At 46.7% G+C, this 21545-nt stretch carries 17 protein-coding genes; 7 read left to right on the top strand and 10 right to left on the bottom strand.

Annotated elements, in window-relative coordinates; translation table 11 throughout:
* Nucleotides 1-61: 61 nt before the first annotated feature.
* The 3 genes from ACQ4M5_RS10990 to ACQ4M5_RS10980 all read right to left on the bottom strand — a co-directional run bounded on the left by ACQ4M5_RS10990 (nucleotide 62) and on the right by ACQ4M5_RS10980 (nucleotide 4878).
* On the bottom strand, nucleotides 62-2377 hold the full coding sequence (locus tag ACQ4M5_RS10990) for a transglycosylase domain-containing protein (protein ID WP_430675652.1): 2316 nt from the start codon (nucleotides 2375-2377) through the stop codon (nucleotides 62-64).
* Nucleotides 2378-2713: 336 nt separating this feature from the next.
* Nucleotides 2714-3736 (bottom strand): sensor histidine kinase, encoded by a 1023-nt coding sequence (locus ACQ4M5_RS10985; RefSeq protein WP_430675651.1) that lies wholly within the window; start codon nucleotides 3734-3736, stop codon nucleotides 2714-2716.
* Nucleotides 3736-4878: an FIST signal transduction protein gene (locus ACQ4M5_RS10980; RefSeq protein WP_430675650.1), complete on the bottom strand. Its 1143-nt coding sequence runs from the start codon at nucleotides 4876-4878 to the stop codon at nucleotides 3736-3738. Before ACQ4M5_RS10980 ends, ACQ4M5_RS10985 begins: the two co-directional genes overlap by 1 nt.
* Nucleotides 4879-5033: 155 nt before the next feature.
* On the opposite strand from ACQ4M5_RS10980, the gene hemB reads away from it, so the two are divergent.
* Complete coding sequence (gene hemB / locus ACQ4M5_RS10975; RefSeq protein ID WP_430675649.1) at nucleotides 5034-6017, top strand: porphobilinogen synthase; 984 nt, start codon at nucleotides 5034-5036, stop codon at nucleotides 6015-6017.
* A gap of 157 nt (nucleotides 6018-6174) precedes the next feature.
* Nucleotides 6175-7536, top strand: coding sequence for a class I SAM-dependent methyltransferase (locus tag ACQ4M5_RS10970; protein ID WP_430675648.1), 1362 nt, complete (start codon nucleotides 6175-6177; stop codon nucleotides 7534-7536).
* A gap of 20 nt (nucleotides 7537-7556) precedes the next feature.
* Here the strand turns inward: ACQ4M5_RS10970 and ACQ4M5_RS10965 are convergent, their stop codons facing one another.
* A complete protein-coding gene (locus tag ACQ4M5_RS10965; protein ID WP_430675647.1) occupies nucleotides 7557-7910 on the bottom strand; it encodes a YbaY family lipoprotein in 354 nt (117 codons plus the stop codon).
* A gap of 284 nt (nucleotides 7911-8194) precedes the next feature.
* On the opposite strand from ACQ4M5_RS10965, the gene ACQ4M5_RS10960 reads away from it, so the two are divergent.
* A complete protein-coding gene (locus ACQ4M5_RS10960) occupies nucleotides 8195-9856 on the top strand; it encodes an amidase (RefSeq protein WP_430675646.1) in 1662 nt (553 codons plus the stop codon).
* 51 nt (nucleotides 9857-9907) lie between these two features.
* Here ACQ4M5_RS10960 and ACQ4M5_RS10955 read toward each other — a convergent pair whose 3' ends face one another.
* Complete coding sequence (locus ACQ4M5_RS10955) at nucleotides 9908-11530, bottom strand: hypothetical protein (protein ID WP_430675645.1); 1623 nt, start codon at nucleotides 11528-11530, stop codon at nucleotides 9908-9910.
* Nucleotides 11531-11767: 237 nt separating this feature from the next.
* Between ACQ4M5_RS10955 and ACQ4M5_RS10950 the strand changes: the two genes are divergently transcribed.
* Complete coding sequence (locus ACQ4M5_RS10950; RefSeq protein ID WP_430675644.1) at nucleotides 11768-12727, top strand: aminotransferase class IV; 960 nt, start codon at nucleotides 11768-11770, stop codon at nucleotides 12725-12727.
* Nucleotides 12728-12785: 58 nt separating this feature from the next.
* On the opposite strand, the gene ACQ4M5_RS10945 is transcribed toward ACQ4M5_RS10950, so the two are convergent.
* Nucleotides 12786-12917, bottom strand: a complete 132-nt coding sequence (locus tag ACQ4M5_RS10945; RefSeq protein ID WP_430675643.1) for a hypothetical protein — start codon at nucleotides 12915-12917, stop codon at nucleotides 12786-12788.
* A gap of 149 nt (nucleotides 12918-13066) precedes the next feature.
* Here ACQ4M5_RS10945 and ACQ4M5_RS10940 point away from each other — a divergent pair, with 149 nt between their 5' ends.
* Complete coding sequence (locus ACQ4M5_RS10940) at nucleotides 13067-14038, top strand: sodium-dependent bicarbonate transport family permease (RefSeq protein WP_430675642.1); 972 nt, start codon at nucleotides 13067-13069, stop codon at nucleotides 14036-14038.
* A 4-nt stretch (nucleotides 14039-14042) separates the two neighbouring features.
* On the top strand, nucleotides 14043-14339 hold the full coding sequence (locus tag ACQ4M5_RS10935) for a P-II family nitrogen regulator (protein WP_430675641.1): 297 nt from the start codon (nucleotides 14043-14045) through the stop codon (nucleotides 14337-14339).
* 45 nt (nucleotides 14340-14384) lie between these two features.
* On the opposite strand, the gene ACQ4M5_RS10930 is transcribed toward ACQ4M5_RS10935, so the two are convergent.
* On the bottom strand, nucleotides 14385-14903 hold the full coding sequence (locus tag ACQ4M5_RS10930) for a hypothetical protein (protein ID WP_430675640.1): 519 nt from the start codon (nucleotides 14901-14903) through the stop codon (nucleotides 14385-14387).
* Between the two features lie 196 nt (nucleotides 14904-15099).
* On the opposite strand from ACQ4M5_RS10930, the gene ACQ4M5_RS10925 reads away from it, so the two are divergent.
* Nucleotides 15100-17142, top strand: a complete 2043-nt coding sequence (locus tag ACQ4M5_RS10925; protein ID WP_430675639.1) for a S9 family peptidase — start codon at nucleotides 15100-15102, stop codon at nucleotides 17140-17142.
* Between the two features lies 1 nt (nucleotide 17143).
* On the opposite strand, the gene ACQ4M5_RS10920 is transcribed toward ACQ4M5_RS10925, so the two are convergent.
* The 3 genes from ACQ4M5_RS10920 to ACQ4M5_RS10910 all read right to left on the bottom strand — a co-directional run bounded on the left by ACQ4M5_RS10920 (nucleotide 17144) and on the right by ACQ4M5_RS10910 (nucleotide 21528).
* Complete coding sequence (locus ACQ4M5_RS10920) at nucleotides 17144-17641, bottom strand: DUF2808 domain-containing protein (protein WP_430675638.1); 498 nt, start codon at nucleotides 17639-17641, stop codon at nucleotides 17144-17146.
* 648 nt (nucleotides 17642-18289) lie between these two features.
* Nucleotides 18290-19675 carry a hypothetical protein gene (locus ACQ4M5_RS10915; RefSeq protein ID WP_430675637.1) on the bottom strand — a complete coding sequence of 462 codons (1386 nt, stop codon included), beginning with the start codon at nucleotides 19673-19675 and terminating at the stop codon, nucleotides 18290-18292.
* 389 nt (nucleotides 19676-20064) lie between these two features.
* Nucleotides 20065-21528, bottom strand: a complete 1464-nt coding sequence (locus ACQ4M5_RS10910; protein ID WP_430675636.1) for an HlyD family type I secretion periplasmic adaptor subunit — start codon at nucleotides 21526-21528, stop codon at nucleotides 20065-20067.
* Nucleotides 21529-21545 lie beyond the last annotated feature (17 nt).

The following is a 21545-nucleotide window of genomic DNA, read 5'->3' as shown; positions in this document are numbered from 1 at the left end:
GACATACCATCAAGTCATCTTTCGACAGTCCGATCATCTAGCCACAACCGGGTAATATTCCCTAGTTCCCAGGGGGAGGAAGGGGATCAGCCGATGCGGGAGGTGCAGGTTCAGGTGGAGCCGCAGGAGCACTAGGAGCAGCGGGTTCTGGAGCGGGGGCAGGTTCGGGAGGCGCAGCCGCCGCAGGAGGGTCTGGAGCAGGAGCAGGTTCGGGTTCAGGTTCAGAACGTCGTGGCTCAGAGTACGCAGGTTCAGAATAAGCGGGTTCGGGTGCAGGCTCTTCGTAATAGCGACCTCTACTGGGTTGCTCTGCTTCTGGATCAGGACCTTGACCGAGCGATCGAGTCCGATTCGGTTTGACAGGTTGCGGCTTGATCGTGCCTTTGCGATCTTCGATGTTCTCCGGCAGTTCGGCAAATTTCTGGACGGGCATTCCCTGAACGGCTTCTTTCATGAATTCGTGCCAGGTAAAGGCGGCGGTTCCACTGCTTCCCCAAGTCGGTGAATTATCGTCGTTTCCAAGCCAAACACCTGTCACCAGTTGAGGAATATAGCCGATAAACCAAAGGTCACGAGCATTTTCTGAGGTTCCAGTTTTGCCAGCAACAGGTCGATCGAGTCGGGCAGGTCTTCCGGTTCCTTCGCTGACCACTTCGCGCATCATCCAGTTGGTAATCGCTGCGGTGTCTGCATCTAAGACGCGCTTCGGCTTGTAATTGGAGTCGTAAAGAACATTGCCGTTACGATCGATGATTCGTCGAATGGCGTGGGGTTTGACGTGATTGCCTTGGGTTGCAAAGACTCCGTACGCGCTGGTTAATTCCAGCGGATTCACTTCATACGCGCCCAGTGCCAGCGAGTAAGTCGGTTCCATCTTCGATCCGATTCCCATACTCTGAGCCAGCTTAATCACAGGCTGGAATCCGACATCGATCAGCACTCTCACTGCAACGGTATTAATCGACTTGGTGAGCGCGGATTTCATGCTCTGCCAGCCCGAATACTTGTTGCCGTAGTTCTTCGGCTGATAGCCATCGACCATAAACCGTTCATCCAGGTACGATCGATTCGGAGAGAATCCAGCCCCGACTGCTGTGGCATACACGAACGGTTTGAAGGTCGATCCAGGCTGTCTTTGTGCCTGAGTTGCCCGGTTAAACTGACTTTCTTTGTAAAAATCGTAGCCGCCGACCATTGATCGAATTTCGCCATTGCGCGGATCGATCGCGACCAGTGCCGCTTGTTTGAATCCTTCGGCATTGCCATCGACCGTAATGGCGTTCCGAATTGCTTTGTCTGCCGCTTTTTGCCATCTCGCGTTCAGAGTAGTCTCAACCGTGACTCCACCTTCTGCAATTTTTTCTTTTGGAACGAGTTTCTCAAGCTCTTGCTGTACGTAGTAGGTGAAATACGGAGCAGAACTTTGAATATTTCTGGGTGTACTTGGCTTTACGGCAAGTATTTCAGCTTGTGCCGCTTGCGACTCTGCCTCGGTAATGTATCCCGCGACGACCATTTTATCGAGTACGACATTTCGCCGCTCTTGTGCCATCTCTAAACTAACCAAGGGCGAATACAAGCTCGGAGCCGGAGGCAATCCTGCGATCGTTGCCATTTCTCCAAGCGTTAACTGATCGACGGATTTGCTGAAATAAATCCAAGCTGCATCCGCCACACCGTAGGCATTTGAGCCAAGATAAACAAAATTAAGATACTTCTCTAGAATCTGTTTCTTATCGACGTTGCGTTCGAGCTTCTGAGCGATCATCGCTTCTCGAATTTTTCGTCCCATACTGCGATCGTCTTGATCGAGAAACACAATCCGAGACAACTGCTGTGTAATCGTACTGCCGCCTTCGACCACATTGCGTGAGGTCAAGTTCCGAAAAACGGCGCGTCCAATCCCTTGAAAATCGATGCCATTGTGGTCGTAGAAGCGGCGATCCTCAGAGGCAACAAAGGCTTGAACTAATCGATCGGGCATTTTGTCGATCGTTAATCGATTTCTGGTTGCAGGTCCTAACTGGTGTAGTACGGTGCCATCCGAGGCGCGAATCGTTAGCGTACCCGGACGGGCGAAAGTCTTGAGTTGTCCCGGATCAGGCAGAGTTTGATCAATCTCGATCGATGCGACTCGAATGGCGGTTGCGCCAAACACCACAACCGTACCCGCAACCAGAATGTTCCGCGCTTTTTTCGTCTTCAGGGGCGCGGGAATTCTTTGCTCCAAAGATTGGAGTCGGGCGGTCGTTCCATCGAGCCAGTTGCGGAATCCTGCAAGTCGCGGATGCTCCATCAGCTTTGCCACATTACGCTTTGCCCGTTCTCGTCTGCGAGATTTGGCTGGGCGTTTTTTTCCGTCGGTTCCGTCTGTCATGGAGTCCAACCCTTTTGGGGAATGATCGTTCCGAGTGGGTTTGCTGCTTCGCTTCGGGCTACTCTTCGCCACATTCGTGCCTCACACACAAATATCTAGTTTTCCGCAAGAATCAGGCTACAACCTTCGCTAGATTGACGGAAAGAAATCTTCACGTCAACCGTAGTCACTGTATTGAATTGCAATTCTTCTGCTGCGGAGACAGAAAACATTCTGTAATTCGTGGAATTACTGAGGTTTAGTTTACAAGAGATTAACTGATTTGCGATCGCACCCTCCGAATTTTCTAACTTGCGGTTCGTCATCCGGAGGAATTTGTTCACTGCTGTGAAAGGGTTATGAGCGCGGGAGTTCGATGAAAAAGGTCGTTCCTTGATTGACGATCGATTCACAGCGCAAATTGCCATGATGCTGTTCTGTAATGATTTGATATGCGATCGAGAGTCCTAATCCGGTTCCTTTGCCGATCGATTTTGTGGTGAAAAATGGATCGAAAATTTGTGCTTGTAGGTCTTCAGGAATTCCAATTCCGTTGTCGCGAATCGAAATCTGGATGTGCTGATTTACTTCTGTTTGAATGATAATTTGGGGATGGGCTTGATGTTCGATCGCATCGATCGCGTTACTCAGCAGATTGAGAAACACCTGGTTCAAAGCGCTGGCATAACATTCAATTTTGGGCAGATCGCCATAGTGCTTAATCACTTCAATTTTCGGATTCAATCGCGATCCAAGAATCATCAGTGTGCTATCTAGCCCTTCATGCAAATCGACTTCCTTAAGTTCTGCCTCATCCAGTCGCGAAAAGGTTCTGAGCAATCCGACAATTTCCTCGATTCGTTCCGCTCCAGTCTGCATCGATCGAAAAACTCGCGGAAAATCGTTCATCATAAACGGCAAATCGATCTCTTCGCTCAGCGTGTTCAATTCAGCGATCGACGCTTGAGATTGATATGCCTGGACAAGCTGCATCAAGTTTTCCGCATATTTCCGAGCATGGAGTAAGTTTCCATAGATAAAACTGATCGGATTGTTGATTTCATGGGCAACGCCAGCAACTAACTGCCCTAAACTGGACATTTTTTCGCTTTGAACGAGATGCGCTTGAGTTCGTTTGAGATCTGACAGAGCTTGTTCTAGTTCTTGGGCTTGATGTTGGAGCTTTTCATGGTTGTGTTGAATCGTGGCACGAGATGCCCGCAAATCTTGGATCGTTTTTCTGAGTAATGCTTCTTTACGATCGTTGGTCTGTTCCGCCTCAATTTGACTGGTGAGCGATCGCTGCAATTTTTTCTGCAAGATGCGATTCTCTTTTTCAAGCTGTTGGATGCGATTTTGAAGCTCAATTTGTTCCATCATTACGTCCCCAAAACGAGCGTCACAATGGTGTGATTGTGCAATCGAGTTATGCCAAATTCGCTCAGGGGAGACAGTTCGCCGTAAGTATAAAATCCGCTACAACTCACGCTGTCGGGTAAGGTCGATCGGATTAATTCGTATTCTTCTTTCACTCGGCTACCCAGTATTTTAAATCGACAGTCACAGCTAAAAATCAAAGCAACGTGCGGATTGCTTCCTGGATAGGTTTGTATTGCTTGTGAGATTGCAGTCTTCGAGGCTCCTAAAATTTCATCGCGGCTCGCAGTGCTGACTTGTACGATCGCACCTTCGGGCACTCCTGCGAGACATTTCAGTGTTCCATCGGCTGAATCAGGACGACATCCGCGCAGATAAAAGGAAGTCTCTTCTGGTTCAAACACTGCTAATGGATGTTCGGGAACTGGATCTAATCCACCCATTTGCGTTTTATAAAAAGGGAGTGCGGGTTGATCATCGATCGTGGAAATATCATTCCCGCCGCTCTGAGTGACTTGTCCAGGAGCGCTAATCGGTTGCCATCCGCTGAAGACACCATGCGAAAATTTCAGCGTTTCACCATAAAACAGCAAAATCGGAACCGCATCGGTGAGCACTTCAGTTTTATAAAATTGGTAAGTTGTTTCAAAGCGGTAGTCATCGGTTGCCATTCCGCCAAAAATCGGAAAAGTTTTACCAAGTGCTGTCTGCAAGCCTGTGAGAATTTCCGATCCGTTGATGCTAACTCCATCTGGAATCGTGATACAAAGTCGGGGTGGTCGATCGCAACTGGCTTGCTCGATCGCGCTTTGAGTCGCTGTGATCACATCTTGACTCATATTCCGCCCGATCCCTGCTCGAATCTCAATTTCATCTGAGCAAAAGAGCGTTAATACGATCGAGTCTTGCTGAAACCTTAATGTATCGGAGAGTTCAGCATCGCTCGTACAGCCAATCAATTCGAGATTTGGAAAGGCTTGATCGATCGCTTCTAAAATCAGTGCGTGATCAAAGTCGATCGCGCTAAACAGTAATCCAGCTTGAGGAGTTAACCCATTCAGCGCGATTTGGCATTGAGAAATGACTTCTGCGATCGCACCTTGGGAATCTGGATCGTCACTGTGTCCAAAAACGGCTGTAAACATCTTGATTTCGGGGGCTTGAAACTGGCTTTAAGGTTCCCGATTGTCTGTCAACTGCAACAGAATTTTTTACACTTCGTAATCTTGAACGGTTCCGATCCTGCCACGTTTTAGACTTGTAAAGAATCTCCAAAATTTACCCAGGCTTTGACATTCCTATGTTTCCAAATCACCGCCCTCGTCGGCTTCGCAATCATCCTCAACTGCGCCGCATGGTGCGCGAAAATGTTTTAACAACCAGTGATTTGATTTACCCGTTGTTTGCTGTGCCGGGTGACTCGATCGCGAATGAAGTCCGATCGATGCCTGGTGTGTATCAGTTATCGATCGATAAAATTGTCGAGGAAGCAAAGCAGGTTTACGATCTGGGTATTCCTTCGATCATTTTGTTCGGAATTCCCGATGATAAAGATACCGATGCGACTGGAGCTTGGCACGATTGTGGAATTGTGCAAAAAGCCGCAACTGCTGTAAAAGAAGCGGTTCCAGAATTGATCGTAATCGCGGATACTTGCTTGTGCGAATATACCTCACACGGACATTGCGGCTACCTCGAAGTCGGAGATTTAACCGGGCGAGTGTTGAATGATCCGACTTTAGAACTGCTGAAGAAAACGGCAGTCTCACAAGCAAAAGCGGGAGCCGATATCATTGCTCCATCGGGAATGATGGATGGTTTTGTCGCTGCGATTCGAGAAGGCTTAGACGAAGCAGGATTCCAAGAGATTCCGATTTTGTCTTATGCTGCGAAATATGCTTCAGCTTACTATGGTCCGTTCCGAGATGCGGCTGAATCGACTCCACAATTTGGCGATCGACGCACGTATCAGATGGACCCTGGCAATTCACGTGAAGCAATCAAAGAAATCGAATTAGACATTGCTGAAGGTGCGGATATGCTCATGGTCAAGCCTGCTTTGGCTTACATGGATATCATTCATCAAGTGAAGCAAGCCTCGAATTTGCCTGTTGCGGCTTATAACGTGTCGGGTGAGTATGCGATGGTGAAGGCGGCTGCGCTAAATGGTTGGATCGATGAAGAACGAGTTGTGATGGAGACTTTGTTGGGCTTCAAACGGGCGGGAGCGGATTTGATTTTGACCTATCACGCGAAAGATGCGGCACGTTGGTTGAATGGTTGATTGATTCGCTCAACACATTTCAGAGCATCGATCGATTCTTATCTCGATCGATGCTTTTTTGTGCTCAGATCAGTCCGCATGAGATCTGGCAAACTGAACGAAAACGCGCTATAAATCTGACGTTCGAGCTTGTAACCAGCATTCAAGGAAATCTCCCGTGAATTCGCAAAATCCTGAGCTACTAGAAAAAATTCGGCAACAGTTTGATAGTCAGCCCTATCCAAAAACATCGATCGAGATTTCACCCAAAGAAGATTTCAACGGGCTTTTTCTGCACAATTTTCTCACACCGCACTATCTCCGCAATCAAAAACTGGTCGATCCAACCGAAGTCGCGATTCTCGATGTCGGATGTGGCAGCGGTTACAAAACATTGATTCTCGCAGAAGCCAATCCAGGTGCAACGATTATCGGGATCGATTTGTCTGAGCAATCCGTTTCGCTTGCCCGTGAACGCCTGAAATTTCATGGCTTTCCAGAGGTTCAGTTTTATCGATTATCACTGGATGAAGTTGCTCAGTTAGGCATGAAGTTTGACTATATCAATTGCGATGAAATTCTCTATTTGATGCCGGATCTCACTCAAGCATTGAAAATATTGAAAACAGCATTAAAGCCCACCGGGATTTTGCGGGGGAACTTGCATAGTTTGTACCAGCGGCACAATTTCTTTCGATCGCAGCAACTTTTCCATTGGATGGGATTGATGGATGCCAACCCAGAAGCGACCGAAATCAATATTGTGCTTGATACGATGAAAGCGCTCAAAGATGATGTGCCTCTGAAACGTCAAACCTGGAGTCCGCAACAAGCTGAGGAACGCCCAGAAGAATATGTGCTGATGAACTATCTGTTTCAGGGTGATAAAGGCTACACGCTCGAACAATTATTTGAAGCATTGCGGGGAGCAAGTCTTGAATTTATTTGTATGGTGAATCAGCGGGACTGGGATTTGATGTCGCTGTTTCAAGATCCGCAAACTTTGCCGGAAGCTTGGTCATCGAGCCTGCCACAACTATCAATGGAAGATCGGCTGCAATTGTTTGAGCTAATTTCGCCTGTGCATCGATTGTTAGATTTTTGGTGCGGACATCTCGGACAAACGCCCCAATGGGAAATGCCGCGACTCTGGCAAACGAGTGAATGGGAGCACGTTCGTATCCATCTACATCCACAGTTAAAAAGCGCGATCGCGAAATCCGCTCTGATTGCTTCCATTCAGCAGCAACAGTCTTTTGATCTAAGTCAATATCTCACAGGCGCGGCTGCACTCGGTTCTCATGTGTTACTCAGTCCAAATCTTGCTTCAGCATTGTTGCCTCTCTGGGATGCTCCTCAGATGTTTTCGGAATTAGTCGATCGTATTCTCACCATTCGCCCCTGTGATCCAGTGACATTGGAGCCGACTGATTCAGAACAAGCTGCGAAAGATCTACGCGATGCGATCGTCAATCTAGAACTCAGCCTGCACGTTCTACTAGAGCGCAATTCAGTTTTTCAAAATGCAATCAGTGTCTAGAAATACGCCATACAGATTGATCACTCAACTCGCTGTACAGGTTTAAGCATCACATTGACGATCGTTGGCTTTCCTCGTGTAATTACTGGATAAGCTGAAGCGTTGCGATAGATAACTTTACCCTGAGTCACAATTTGAACTTGAATTGCGTAGAGACAATCAGCACAAATTTTTGCTGAATCATAGTCCAACTTGAATGCGATCGTCTCTGAAGTGGGATGATTGAGCGTTTGTCTTGCAATAATTCCTCCGCTACTATCCTGACGGGGAGTGACATCGACCAATGTAATGTAAGCAATTGCATCAGATGGCAATCGAGTTTTGGATGGCAACGCAATGACACCGGAAACAGTGGCAACTTTTTTAGAGGTCATCGTTCTAGGGGTTGTAGTGCGAGGAACAGAGGCGGAAATAGGCTCACAAACTGAACCAACACTTAACAGAAGTGTGCCGAAAATCATCAACCTAATGGTAGAGGCTAGTCCATTGTCTGTACTAGCAATCAATTCTTTTTGCATAGACGTTTCACAAAACTTGATTAAAGATACTCCGAAAGTCTGTTTTGTAGCTATCTCTGTACCTGAATTTACAAAAGGATTGGTAAGCTCCGACTAAAGTACTCCAAGCTATAGGGTTCCAGTACCACGTTACCGTTAATATGTCTAATCTACCAACAAGGGTTACACAATCAAGGGTTACGCAATCAGAGACTTTTTCTCTGAGCACCGCTACCATTGCTGATGTTAATCGGGCATTTCAATCAGGGGAACTGACAAGCCATGAACTAACACAGCTTTATCTCAATCGCATTCATGCTTACGATAGTAACGGTCCTGAGCTAAATTCTGTCGCTGTTCTCAATCCTGACGCGCTTGAAGATGCCGCAGATCTTGATGCACTGCGAAGAGCGGGGTTTGTTCTAGGTCCACTCCACGGCGTTCCGGTTCTGGTGAAAGATTCATTTAATGTGAAGGGATTACCTACTAGCAATGGCGTAGAAGCACTCAAACCCCTGATTGCAGCCGAGGATGCGTTTGCTGTTAAACAACTCCGCGATGCGGGAGCTGTGATTCTAGGCAAAACGAACATGAGCACATGGGCGTTTTCTTATGACGGTATCAGTGAATCCTATGGTCCCGTGATCAATCCCTATGCTCCAGATCGGACTCCTGGCGGATCGAGTAGTGGGTCTGGGGCTGCGATCGCGGCAAACTTGGCAATGTTTGCAATGGGAGGAGAAACCGGAGGTTCTATTCGAGTCCCTAGTACGCACAATGCACTTGTTGGAATTAAACCTAGTGCTGGACTCATTTCAGTGGATGGAACATGGCCCCTCACCCCAGAACGAGATGCCATTGGACCGATGGCGAAATCGGTGACAGATATTGCCTACGCGATGGATGCCCTCGTTGCTTACGACCCGAACAATATTTGGAATCCCTACATTCCCAATGTAGAAAAGGCGCGTCCGTTCACCTATACAAGCTACCTTGATGAGTATGCTTTGGAGGGTAAAGTTCTCGGCATTCCACGTCCTTATGTGGGTCAGGGAGATCCAGCAAATGGAGAAAGCTTTCCGATCGATCCGGAGGTACTAGCAGCATTTGAGAATGCGAAAGACTTTCTCGAAGCACAAGGGGCGACGCTTGTAGAAGTTGACATTCCGGCTCACAAAACCTGGTTCACTGAGTTTCCACCAGAAGGCTATCCTGAATCTAGCGCTGAGCGGATTGCCCAAACTCGTGCCTACTACTACGAACATATAATCAAAGGCTACAACAATCCAGAGATTTCCTCATTTGTTGATTTGCTTGATCTGATTCCACAAGACAATCCGAACTATGAATATGTTGCTGGAATTGCAAACACGATTTCGGAGGGGGATGCTAAACCTTGGTCAGAAGTGCCAGAGGTCGATCAAGCGCTAACTGCGATCGCGGAACTCAGAACCAATGAGTATGAGAATTTTATGTCTGAAAATGGCATTGATGCTTTTGTGTTTCCCACGCTCAACTACTTAGCTCCCCCTCAAGGTGAAGGAGCAGACGAGGTTTATTCTCTTTATGGAGCGCTTCCTGCTCGCTTCGAGGCAAACATTCTTGGAGTACCTGCGGTTACTGTGCCGATGGGTTATTCTACTGAAGGAATTCCAATGTCGTTAGAATTCATGGGCAATTATTTCGGTGAAGCTGAAATTTTGGGATACGCTTACGACTATGAGCAAGCAACCAAGCTGCGCCGATTACCCGATCTAACTCCTCCGCTGCCTGGGGAGGCTTTCCGCTACGAGATTTCCTTGGGTGAACGGAAGACAGTTTGATCTCATGCTGATGTTTTTGGAACTGAGTCTCATGTTCTGTGCGAGGGGGATTCAGTTTTCCAAAATGCACTTAGCATCCAGAACAGCAACGTTATCAGGTTTTGCGATCGCACATTTCCCCGCAATTTTCTGCATGGCTGGAATCCTTCCTGCTCCAATTGCTGACATGGCTTGACTCACATTCGGTTCAAACAATCGAAACCACCGATAGCTTTTAAGATAGTCTGGTGCGAACGCATTGGAATCGAGTAGCCAATGTGTAACTTTGTAGGTTTGAATCAGTTTTTTAGCAGGCTCTAAACTATCACTGTATTGAGCATTGATTAGATCAATTGCTCTTTGTCGCATCGGCAGATAGTAACCTAGATGAAACGGAAGTGCATATTCTTGAGCCGCCAAGGTCGATCGCAAAGATAGCATTGGTAAGTTACTACCATCTTCACCTAAGTAAGCCGTCAACGTTGATTTGGGCGTGGTTTTGAGGAATTCGTACAGGGAAGGATGACTGCCGCCACCGTATCCAGTATCGGGAAACGATCGCCAAGCGAGATGTGGATACAGCAACATCACACAAGCGAGAACTGCGATCGCACCTGTTCGCCAAGCCTTGAGGCGATCGAGCAAAATTACAATCACGATTCCTGAAGCGATCGCCATTGTAATTCGCCAACTATGCGTAATGTATCGGCTCGGAAAATGCAGTTTCACAAACATTGCATGAGCTAGAAAAAATCCGATAACTCCTGTTCCAGCCAGTTGCGGCAAGATGATCCAATCTGGATTTAGCTGTTGTAACTGAGGAAGGCGATCTCTAAAGCGTAGAAAGATTGGCAGCAACAATCCCAAAGCAATCAGCGGTGGATTAAACGACACTTGAAACCCACCATCGGTACTATCAAACCAAAATCGCAGTGGATTTGGATAGAAAAACGGTAATCGTCCTCCTGACTGAAATTCCGGCATCAATTGTGCCTGAGCCGCATTTACGGTAGGAGCAAATTCGGATTGACTAAACACGTATGGCAACAAAAGCGCGATCGTAATTCCCAGAACGATCCACTCTGCCCGATTCACCCGCCGCTTCCACAATCCCCAAATCCCTCGCATTCCCAGCCAAATGGCAACCAGAATCGCTGCTAAAGGACAAAAGAGAGCCATTGCGGTGACACAAAGCGCGATCGCAATCCAAGACCGTTTCACGAAGTAGTACACCAATGCCACGAGCAACAACGCCCACAACGATCGTGGAGCCGAGGAAGCCAGATCATCCCGTTGCCAGCAGCTTTGCAGCAAAATCACAGTACTGAAAAATCCTGCCATTGGAACTGGAAACAGCGCGATCGTCGATCGATATCCATACCAAGCCAGCAGCACACTAATCCCTACAGGCAGAAATTTACTCAGAACGATCGGCGTAATTCCAAGCTTCGATCCAACCCAAAAGAACGTTCCCAATCCCCAAGGAGTTACAGACTGGAAATACTTCGCCATCCAATCATTCGGGAACAATTCGGGATCAACAAAGCGCTGCATCCAAATGAGATAAACGCGAGCATCATCTTGAATCATCGTCGGATCAGCAAATGCCTCGCGTAATGCCATTCCAGAGTAAAGTAGGGCAATTCCTAAACTCAGAATCAGCCAAATTCTCGATCGTGTTTCCTCGGTCTTCATACGTTGGATGCCGTGAGTGCCCTACCTAGAATACTGACGATCGTGTTCCGTTTGATCTCGGAGTGTCAGCTTCAAAATATGGTCAATAAATTTAAACAGGGCAGAACGATACAAGGATTCGATGAAGATAACCGTGGAATTGCTGGACAGACGTTTTACTTTTGGTTGATAAGTAAAAGATGTACTCCGTGTGTTTGACTTTAGTTTACTCGTCCCATTCACTTCATTCCGAATCCTATGGCTTCTATCACGCAACTTCAGAAACCCAAATACGTCTACTTCGGCGGCAAAATTTGCCTTTGGGAAGACGCAAATTTTCATATCTCTAGCGAAGCAGTTTTGCGCGGTCTCAATGTATTTGAAGGTCTAAAAGGTTACTGGCAACCGGATGGAAGCTTTGGAATTGTAGCGATGCGGCGACACTACGATCGCTTACGTCGATCGGCAAAGATTCTCTACATTCCGTTCGAGATGAGCTACGAAGAATTCGAGCAAGCGAACCACGATTTGATCAAATTGTTGTATCAGCGCGATCGCAATATGTGGGTTCGTGCCACACTCTACGGCGATGAAGGATTCTGGGGCGAAGGCAGTACTAGCAATCTTGTTCTCACGGCATATCACACTCCGACCACACGCCCCAATCCAATCGATCTCGGTGTCACCCCTTGGAAACGGGGGAGTGATTTAGCGCTTCCCTGCCGTGTGAAAACCAGTACGAACTATCAAATTGCGCGATTTGTCAAGATTGAAGGACGCGATCGCGGTTATTCTGACATGATCATTCTGAATGAAGCGGGACGAGTGGCGGAAACGACGCAGACCTGTGTGCTGATGGTTCGAGATGGCAAAGTGTTTACGCCGCCATCTTGGGAAGGAGCCTTGGAAAGTATCACGGTCGATATTGTGGAAAGTATTTGTCGATCGATGGGGATTCCATTTGAGCGTCGCCCGATCGAGCGAACTGAGTTGATTATTGCCGACGAAGTGGCACTGGTCGGAACGCTGGCAGAAATTACGCCTGTGAAGTCGATCGAGAAAACGGAGTATGGTGAGAATCCAATTACTAGCGCGATTACTGAGCGGTATCACAGTGCTGTTTCAGGAGTTGATCTGCACCCTGCGGTTGATTTTTCGATCATTCCAGCCCAGACCGAATCGCTCTTGTCGTCTGCACAATTGACTGGAGTGGTTTAAGCGGATCGAGCCGTTCTAACCCGCTATCTGAATAGGAATTCCTTGAAGTGAGGAATTCCTATTTCCGTTTGTTCAGCGCTGCTAAAAGTTGAGGACGCAACTGTTTCGCCCAAAGCTCGAAATTGAAAGAGGGACTATCTGGAGTGTTGTTGGCTTGAGAAGGACGATCGTTAGTTCGGGTTTGGAGCATGGTGAAAAGCAATAAAGAGCAATCGCGATCATAGTCATTCGATTTAGTGTTGAGGTTAAGTTGAGTTGAAGGGCGTATTAAGATTTGATGACGCTTGCTTCGATCGCCATTCCCCGATTGAATGAAGGTACTGTTATTTCTGCCTTTGAATGGACTTTAGCCTGATCATTTCTAATTTTCTCAATCCGCCTGTCTTGTTCTTTTTTCTGGGAATGCTGGCGGTTTTGGTGAAATCTGATCTCGATATCCCTGCACCGATTCCGAAGCTATTTTCGCTGTATCTATTGTTGTCGATCGGGTTTAAAGGTGGAGTCGAACTAGCACGAAGTGGAGTTAGTCAGGCAGTGGTCGTGACTCTACTCGCTGCGATCGCAATGTCGATTTTGGTTCCGATTTATACGTTTTTCATTTTGCGATTGCGCTTAGATCCCTACAATTCTGCTGCGATCGCTGCAACGTATGGATCGATCAGTGCAGTAACGTTTATTACGGCTGGATCGTTTCTCGATCAATTACAGATTCCGTATGACGGTTATATGGTGGCAGCTTTGGCGTTGATGGAATCGCCTGCGATTATTATTGGATTGATTTTGGTGAATGTGTTTACCGATCGCTCTGATGAGTCTGAATCGATTCAATGGTCGGAAGTGCTGCGAGAAGCGTTTTTCAATGGTTCTGTATTTCTCTTAATTGGTAGCGTTGCGATCGGGTTTTTGACGGGCGAACAGGGTTGGCAGACTTTGAAACCGTTCACGCAAGATATGTTTTATGGTGTGTTGACGTTCTTTTTGCTCGATATGGGATTAGTCGCAGCAAAAAGAATTCAAGAATTGCAAAAAGCGGGAGTATTTTTGGTCTCGTTTGGTGTATTAATTCCATTGGTGAATGCAACGATTGGAATATTTTTAGCAAAAGCGATCGCGCTTTCTTCAGGGGATGCACTTTTATTCTCGGTACTATGTGCAAGTGCGTCTTATATTGCAGTTCCCGCAGCAATGCGATTAACGGTTCCTGAAGCGAATCCGAGCTTCTATATTTCTGCTGCGCTTGCGGTCACATTTCCATTCAATATTCTGATCGGAATTCCATTGTACGAATACGGTATTAATCTACTCTGGTGAAGTTATGCACACGGTTAAACGAATTGAAATTATTTCCGACTCGATCGAGCTTCCAAAAATTATTCGTAGCCTGAAAGACTCTAATATTGAGCGGTATACGATCTTTCGGAATGTTGAAACGAGCGGAATTTTAGGAACCGATGACGCGATCGAAATGGCATTCATCGTCGCATTCTGTCCGCCCGAACAAGTGAAAACTGCGATCGAGAAAATTCGCCCAATCCTGAATCGGTTTGGCGGATCTTGCTACGTCTCCGATGCAATGGAAGTACGATCGTTAAACTGTACGGCGCTACTATGATTAGTCTGAGAATGATGGATGCACTGTTTGGAAATAATGATTTCGCTACGGATTGCTTGTCGCTTTGCCGCAATACTGCTCAAATTGCTGATAAACTTCGGAGATTTGGTACGGCAACCGTTGCAGTTCTCCAAAAGCCGCATCAGCTTTCGCTTGTTCACCTCGCTTCGTTTCACTCAAGGAAGTCGCAAGATGATCACGACCCGCAATGACATATCCGAGAAACTGTTGATGCAGCGATCGCAGCGTGGCATCACTGAAGGTCAGACCCTCTAAGTCCTTAATTGACAGATTGAGATCCATAAGAAGATCTTCAGCGATGTCTTGTGGATCGGTAGGCTCATTGCTTGCGTCGGAGATGCGGACTTTGTAGAAAGTTCCAGAAATTGATTCAACTGATTCGTATGACTGGTCATTGCTTGTGTAGGTAGTGCGAACATGGTAGCGAGCCATCGCAGCATAAAAGGCTTGACAGTCTGAAGGCTTAGATTCGGCTTGGGCATTGAAGGGAACGAGCGTAGCGCTAGCGATCGCAAGCCCAAGAAAACAGCAACGAAGTCTCATAATGAATTAAAGTAGACAGATTCGCCTCTCCGAGGTTAGTCAGTATATTAATAGACTAGGCTATGTTTCAACTTTCACACTATTCGGATTGTGGACTGGCACACTGACAAATGATTCAAACTCGCGGCTGATGGGATTTTTGCAATGAGTTTGTAACTTAAACTAGCACTTAAACTAATACTCAATTCTTCAGCTTATGTCGTTAAACTCAAACACTTTCCCGATCGCGTCTAAACACCGTTATGTTCATCAACTGCATGGCGATGAGCGAATCGATGACTATTTTTGGTTACGCGACAAAGAAAATTCAGAGACGATCGCCTATCTTGAAGCCGAGAATACTTACACCGATGCAATGATGCAGCACACAGAATCATTGCAAACCAAGCTATACGAAGAAATGCTTTCGCGCATTCAGGAAGACGATTTATCAGTGCCCTATCTCAAAGGGGACTATTACTATTACACTCGTACTGAGACTGGAAAGGCTTACCCAATTTACTGTCGCAAGTATCAATCTTTAGATGCACCAGAAGAGGTATTGATTGATCAAAACGAGCTTGCTGAAGGCACAGAATACTTTAGCTTAGGTGTGTTAGAAGTCAGTCCAAATCAGCAGATTTTAGCGTATTCAACCGATACCACTGGAGCCGAACGCTATACTTTGTTCTTTCTAGATTTAGCGACTCGCGAACTTCATCCCGAATCGATTCCTGATACGGCTTCTTTCGCTTGGGGCAATGATAATCAGACCGTGTTCTATGCTCAGATTGACCCTGCAAATCGCCCTTACAAACTGTTTCGACATCGATTAGGTGCTGACATTGACACTGATGAACTTCTCTTTCACGAGTCTGATGATGCTTACTTTCTCGGTGTTGAGAAGACTCGGAGTGAAGCTTATCTTATCCTTGGTTTAGGAAGCAAAATTACCACAGAAGCTTACTACCTTGATGCGAACAATCCGACTGGAGAGTTTCGCGTGATTCGTCCGCGTCAAACAGGCATTGAATATCAGGTTGAACATCACACTGATACGTTTTACATTCTCACTAACGAAGATGCACTTAATTTCAAGTTAGTGAAAGCTTCAGTGAATGATCCGAGCAATTGGAAGACTGAGATCGAACACAGAGAAGATGTTTTTCTAGAAGGTGTGAGTGCCTTTGCGGATCACTTAGTAATTTACGATCGAGAATCCGGTCTGCCAAACATCCGCGTTCGCAAACTTTCCACTCAGGAAGAACATAAAATTACTTTCCCAGAACCGACCTACGAAGTCTCAGAATCAATCAATCCAGAGTTCAATACTCGTACTCTCCGGTTTGGCTACACTTCGCTGGTAACACCTGGATCAGTTTTTGACTATGATCTAGATGCAAAAACTCGTGAATTGAAAAAAGAAACACCCGTTTTAGGCGGATTCGATCGAGCAAATTACAAAAGCGAACGGCTTGAAGCGATCGCACCAGATGGTGAGAAAGTTCCATTGTCGATCGTGTACAAAGCAGGCATCGAACCAAGTGGGAACAATCCTCTTCTGATGACTGGTTATGGCTCCTATGGATTTAGCTATCCTGACTCTTTTAGTCCGGCTCGGTTAGCATTGCTCGATCGAGGAGTTGTAATTGCGATCGCACATATTCGCGGCGGCTCCGAAATGGGTCGCAGATGGTATGAAGACGGCAAATTCTTGCACAAGCAAAATACATTCGGTGACTTTATTGCTTGTGCGGAAACCTTGATCAAATCAAGATGGACAGATTCAGAACATTTAGCAATCTCTGGTGGTAGTGCAGGTGGATTGCTAATGGGGGCTGTGATCAATCAGCGTCCAGAACTGTTCAAAAGTGCGATCGCACAAGTTCCTTTCGTTGATGTGGTCACAACGATCTTAGATACCTCGTTGCCGCTCTCTGCCACTGAATGGGAAGAATGGGGCAATCCGAATGATCCAGAGTTCTACTTTTACATGAAAGGCTATTCGCCTTACGATAATGTCGAAGCGAAGAACTATCCTGCATTGCTCGTCACCGCAGGTTTGAATGATCCAAGAGTCTCTTACTGGGAGCCTGCAAAGTGGACAGCGAAACTTAGAGCAATGAAAACAGACAACAATGTGCTACTGCTGAAAACGAACATGGGAGCGGGACACGGAGGCGCATCAGGTCGATATGAGCGACTCAAAGAGATTGCTTTTGAGTATGCTTTTCTGTTGGATCAATGGAAGCTTGCCTGAGCTATTTGGCAGTAAATGTTCCATCATCTACAAACTGAGGACTACCACTATTCGCTTCAGGATAAGCTGCAATACTGTAGCTATACCGTCCAGCTAATAATGGCTCTCGTGCTTTGAAAATCACAGTGAGAGGCGTATTTTCAGGCAAAGGTGAATTGAATTCGACCCAGAGCGTACCTGTTTCATCAATGAAGGTTCCTTTCAGTACGATCGCGCTTTTTCCAGATTGTGCGATCGTATTTTGTAGATTCAATGGCAGCGGCACAACTGAATTACGATCGAGATTCATCAGAGAGAATGAAAGCTTTGTGAAACGACTTCTCGATCGTTTCGGCAGAGTCATCTTAAACGAATAAGCAGTCCCATTCACTATGGCAGAACTCTCTTCTGCTGCTTTTGGGAGCAGTGCAGGGGACTGAGCGACAGTGGATGCTGTTACGATCGTACTTGCGATCGCCAAGGTGATTACGGTTTGCATTTGATAAAGGGTGTCATTCATGAGGGGTTGTTCGATCGAAAAGAATGCTGACACCAAATCGATCTTTAAATGCTACAGATCTTGGAAGCCCCCTAAATCCCCCAGAATGGGGTAGGGCTGATTCATTCTAATCAGATGGTTTTTTCTGCTCCGATTCAGCCGTTCTGCCCTCATCCCCAACCCTTCTCCCCAAGGGAGAAGGGAGCTAGAAATCTTGTTCCCTCTCCCCAAGGGAGAGGGCTAGGGTGAGGGCAGAGAAGACTTTCGCCAGAATGAATCAGCCCTACCACTCGTGGGGGACTTTGAAGACTAAACCATTCTTAGACCTTGAGAGATTCTTCTTGCTCTTAGTCCCCCAGAATGGGGGATTTAGGGAGCGAAGGATCTCTAGCCTTAACAAACTGATTTGGCATGGGAACTGAGGTCTCCCAATTCCCAGCAGATTTACAGAGCGTCTTAGAGGATGTTTGAGAAGGATAAAAAGCGGCTTTGCTGCGTTGCCAGTCCGCCCGGAAACGAATCTCCGGGCTAATGGAAGAAACCCCGCTGAAGCGGGCTAAGAGAGCAATACGGAGTTCTTAGCCCATTTGAGTGGGCTTCCCACGATTAGCCCGGAGATTCATTTCCGGGCGGGTGAATGCAATAAACGATTACTTCTCGAACACCCTCTTAAGTGAACTGAACTACATCGCGGTTAAAGTTGATGCGATTTTCACCCGTTGGGAAGCCAGCCTTACCATCTCCATCTACATCCACATTAGTGTGAAGATTAGTGTAGAAATCACCCGCTAAGAGGGCAGCTTGCTCCGTTGGACTCAGTTCAAATTCACCAGAAATCGTCCCAGATCTTGCATCAGTTGGAGTGTTCGTAAAATAGCGAACGACGGTTGCATCTGCGAAACTTCCACGAGCATCACCAGAGGGACTAAAGTGTAGGTGAGTTCCAGAAATCGGATTGCCTTCTACATCTTTTGGCACTTTCAAGAAGCCCTCAATCAACGCTTTTGGATCAGATCCATTCAAGATTTTAGCTTTGGGATCAATCTCTTTCTCTCCTTGGCTAAACAATGGGGCAGCCTCAAGGTCTTTGTAGGAACCCTTGACGCGGAGGACACCATTCTTCAACTCTGGAGTGAGTTCTGTCGTTCCGGCAGTGTCATCTACGCGGAATGGAAACTCAGTTTTACCTGAACCTTTCGCAGTGTTGAGCTTAAAGCCATCATCGCCAACATAGAGGAAGTCATCACCCCCACCACCGATTAAGCGATCGTGTCCCTGTGTTCCTGTCAGTTTCCCATTCCCTCTTTGGGTCTTGAAGCCTTGATCTTTCAAGCCGCGTAGACTGCGATTGGCTTCCGCAGTGTTTCTAGCAAAGTTCTTCTCAGAAATGTCTGCTGCTTTGACAAACGGCAGTGAAGCAAGGATATGTCCGTTTGTTTTGTCGATGACCAGCGCATTGTTGACTGAATCGAGCGGTTGATCGAGTCCGCCTTTACCAGGGTTTTTGCCTTGAGCAATCGTGATGTTCCTGGGATTGAGTCCGGAGAGCACAAAGCGATCGTTGCCAGGGTCGAAATCCAGCACTCGGTTTGTGGTCTCTTTGCCCAGAATAACCGTGTCTTTGCCTGTTCCTGTAGTGATCGTGTTGAAGCCGCGACCTGTTCCTCGGATCACGTCACTATCACCAGAACCGATCACGACGTTGTTCCCTTCTTTGGGGTTGAGATAGTCACCTTTTGCCCCAAGATCATCCCGAAAAGAAGTGTCACGCTTGATCTGTTTGCCATTGAGCGTTTTAGCATCTGCAACCTGATTTAAGTCTACGTGCAACTGAAACTTACCCACCACAGGACCATGATCGTGATCGTCTGGAGTCGATTTCACGGCTTGACTTTCTTCGGCGGGTAGAGCTTGATTGAGTGCTTTTTCGAGTTCAGTTCCTTGAGTCGATGAACCTTTTGAAGGAATGGTTAAATCGGCATCAGGACTGAGTGCGGGGGCAGTTCCATCTGCTTTGGTCTGGTTGTGTTGTGTCTTATTGTCAAAAGCTTCCATACTGTCTCCTGGAAAGTTGAGGGGAAATGCAAAAATCGAAAATTCGATGTCAATACGGATGTAGAGGTACGATCGACTTTTACAACGTGGAAATGAATGCTGGGGCGATACGAAAATACTGCTGTTGCGAAAGTATTCGTGTTTAACGCTTTATGGTGAGGTTGTTGAGTAGTATGCCCTACACGACTTCAAGTTCAGCAATCTAATCGATGTCGCACTCAGCACCAAAGTGACGACGATAAATGCAAGGTAAGCAAAGGCTTTGGGCAAAGATGTATCTTGAACTATGTCGTCGCCCTGGACTTACTATAACAAACTCCGATCGCATTACCACCTTATTCACTTAAACTTTATAATTGGAACCTTTTAGATTATTGGTTCCAATTAATCTAGCGAACAGATTTCATGCCATCAAACGCTTTCGTAATTTCCTCAGTCACATAGCTAATCGGTGCACGTTGTCGAACCTTCACCAGTGCAGTAATCGTCATGCCGGGTTTTAGAGTAAACCGCTGCGATCGACGTTCCAGAAATTGCCGATCGAGCTTCACTTCGATCGGAAAAGCCGTCGATCGAGGGGCTTGCTCACTAATTGGAACTGCTTCACTACCCACTTTAGAAATTACGCCTTTAATTGCTCCAAATTCAGTAAATGGATAAGCATCAATGCGAATATCAACCGGAAGCCCAACCTGAATGTTCGCAATGTCCGCATTTGCTACCTGAACTCGTGCAATCAAAGACTCATTGGGAACGACTTGCAGCAAGGTTTGTCCAGGCTGTGTGACTGCGCCCGGTAGCTTCGATGCGAGTTCAAACACTACGCCATCCGCAGGCGATCGCAGTCCTTGATTTTTTAGATCGAGTTGAACTTGATTTAACTGTGCTGTGACTTCGACCAGTTGCCGCTGATTTTCTTTGATGATGCTATCGAACTTGGTATCTAGCTCTGCTAATTGCTTCTGTAAGTCTTGCTGAGTTTCATTTAATGTTTTCCCTGCTTCGACTCTGCCTTGGACTTGACCAATCTCAATCTGTTGTCTCTGTAGACTGCTCTGAACTAATTGTTTTTGCAAATCTCCGACCGAGACTTCGCGCTCTAACAAATTGACACGCGGAATTGCACCTTGATCGACTAAGGGACGAATTCGCTCTAGGAGTTCTTGTTCGCGTTGGAGTTGGAACCGGGTTTGTTGAATTTGAGCATCGGCTTCCGCAATTTTTGATTGCAGACTTGAAGCTTGTAGATTGGTTAGAGATTGTCGATCGCGTAATTGTTGCTGATATAAGACGAATCGCTGTTGTTGCTCAGGTGCAAGACTGCCTGGATTTCCAGATAGTTGAGCCACTAATAATAATCGAGTTTGAACCTGACTCATTAATTCAGGTGAGATCGTGATTTTGCTATTGCTTACAGACGCGATCGATCTTCCTTGTTGAGCTAATCGAAGTACGGCAGTTTCTTTGACCAATCGTTGGCGTTGGATTAATAGTTCTTGCAATCGATTTAACAACGTAGTGCGATCGAATTGCATTAATAGCTGTCCTTGTTTAACGGTTTCACCTTCACGGACTAAAACCGATGTGACGACTCCTCCGGCTCTTGATTGAACGATCTGCGATTGCGATTGAGGTTCGAGCTTGCCGCTGGTATTGACCACAACATCGACTCGCGCCAGAACAGACCAACCGACTCCAGCAGCGACTCCTACCAGAATGATCTGTGTGAGTCGCTTTGTCCAGTTCGCAGCACTGGGGAGTCCAGTCGCTTTTAATTCGATCGAGTGTTCGACTTGATCTTGCATGGATTGATAGCGCGATCGCAAGCTTGAAATAAATCGAGGTCGGGTCATAAGATTCCTCCTAGCTG

This window comes from Leptolyngbya sp. AN10, from assembly GCF_050565645.1.
Lineage (GTDB): Bacteria > Cyanobacteriota > Cyanobacteriia > Leptolyngbyales > Leptolyngbyaceae > Leptolyngbya.
This window is presented reverse-complemented; position numbering and strand designations above follow the sequence as displayed.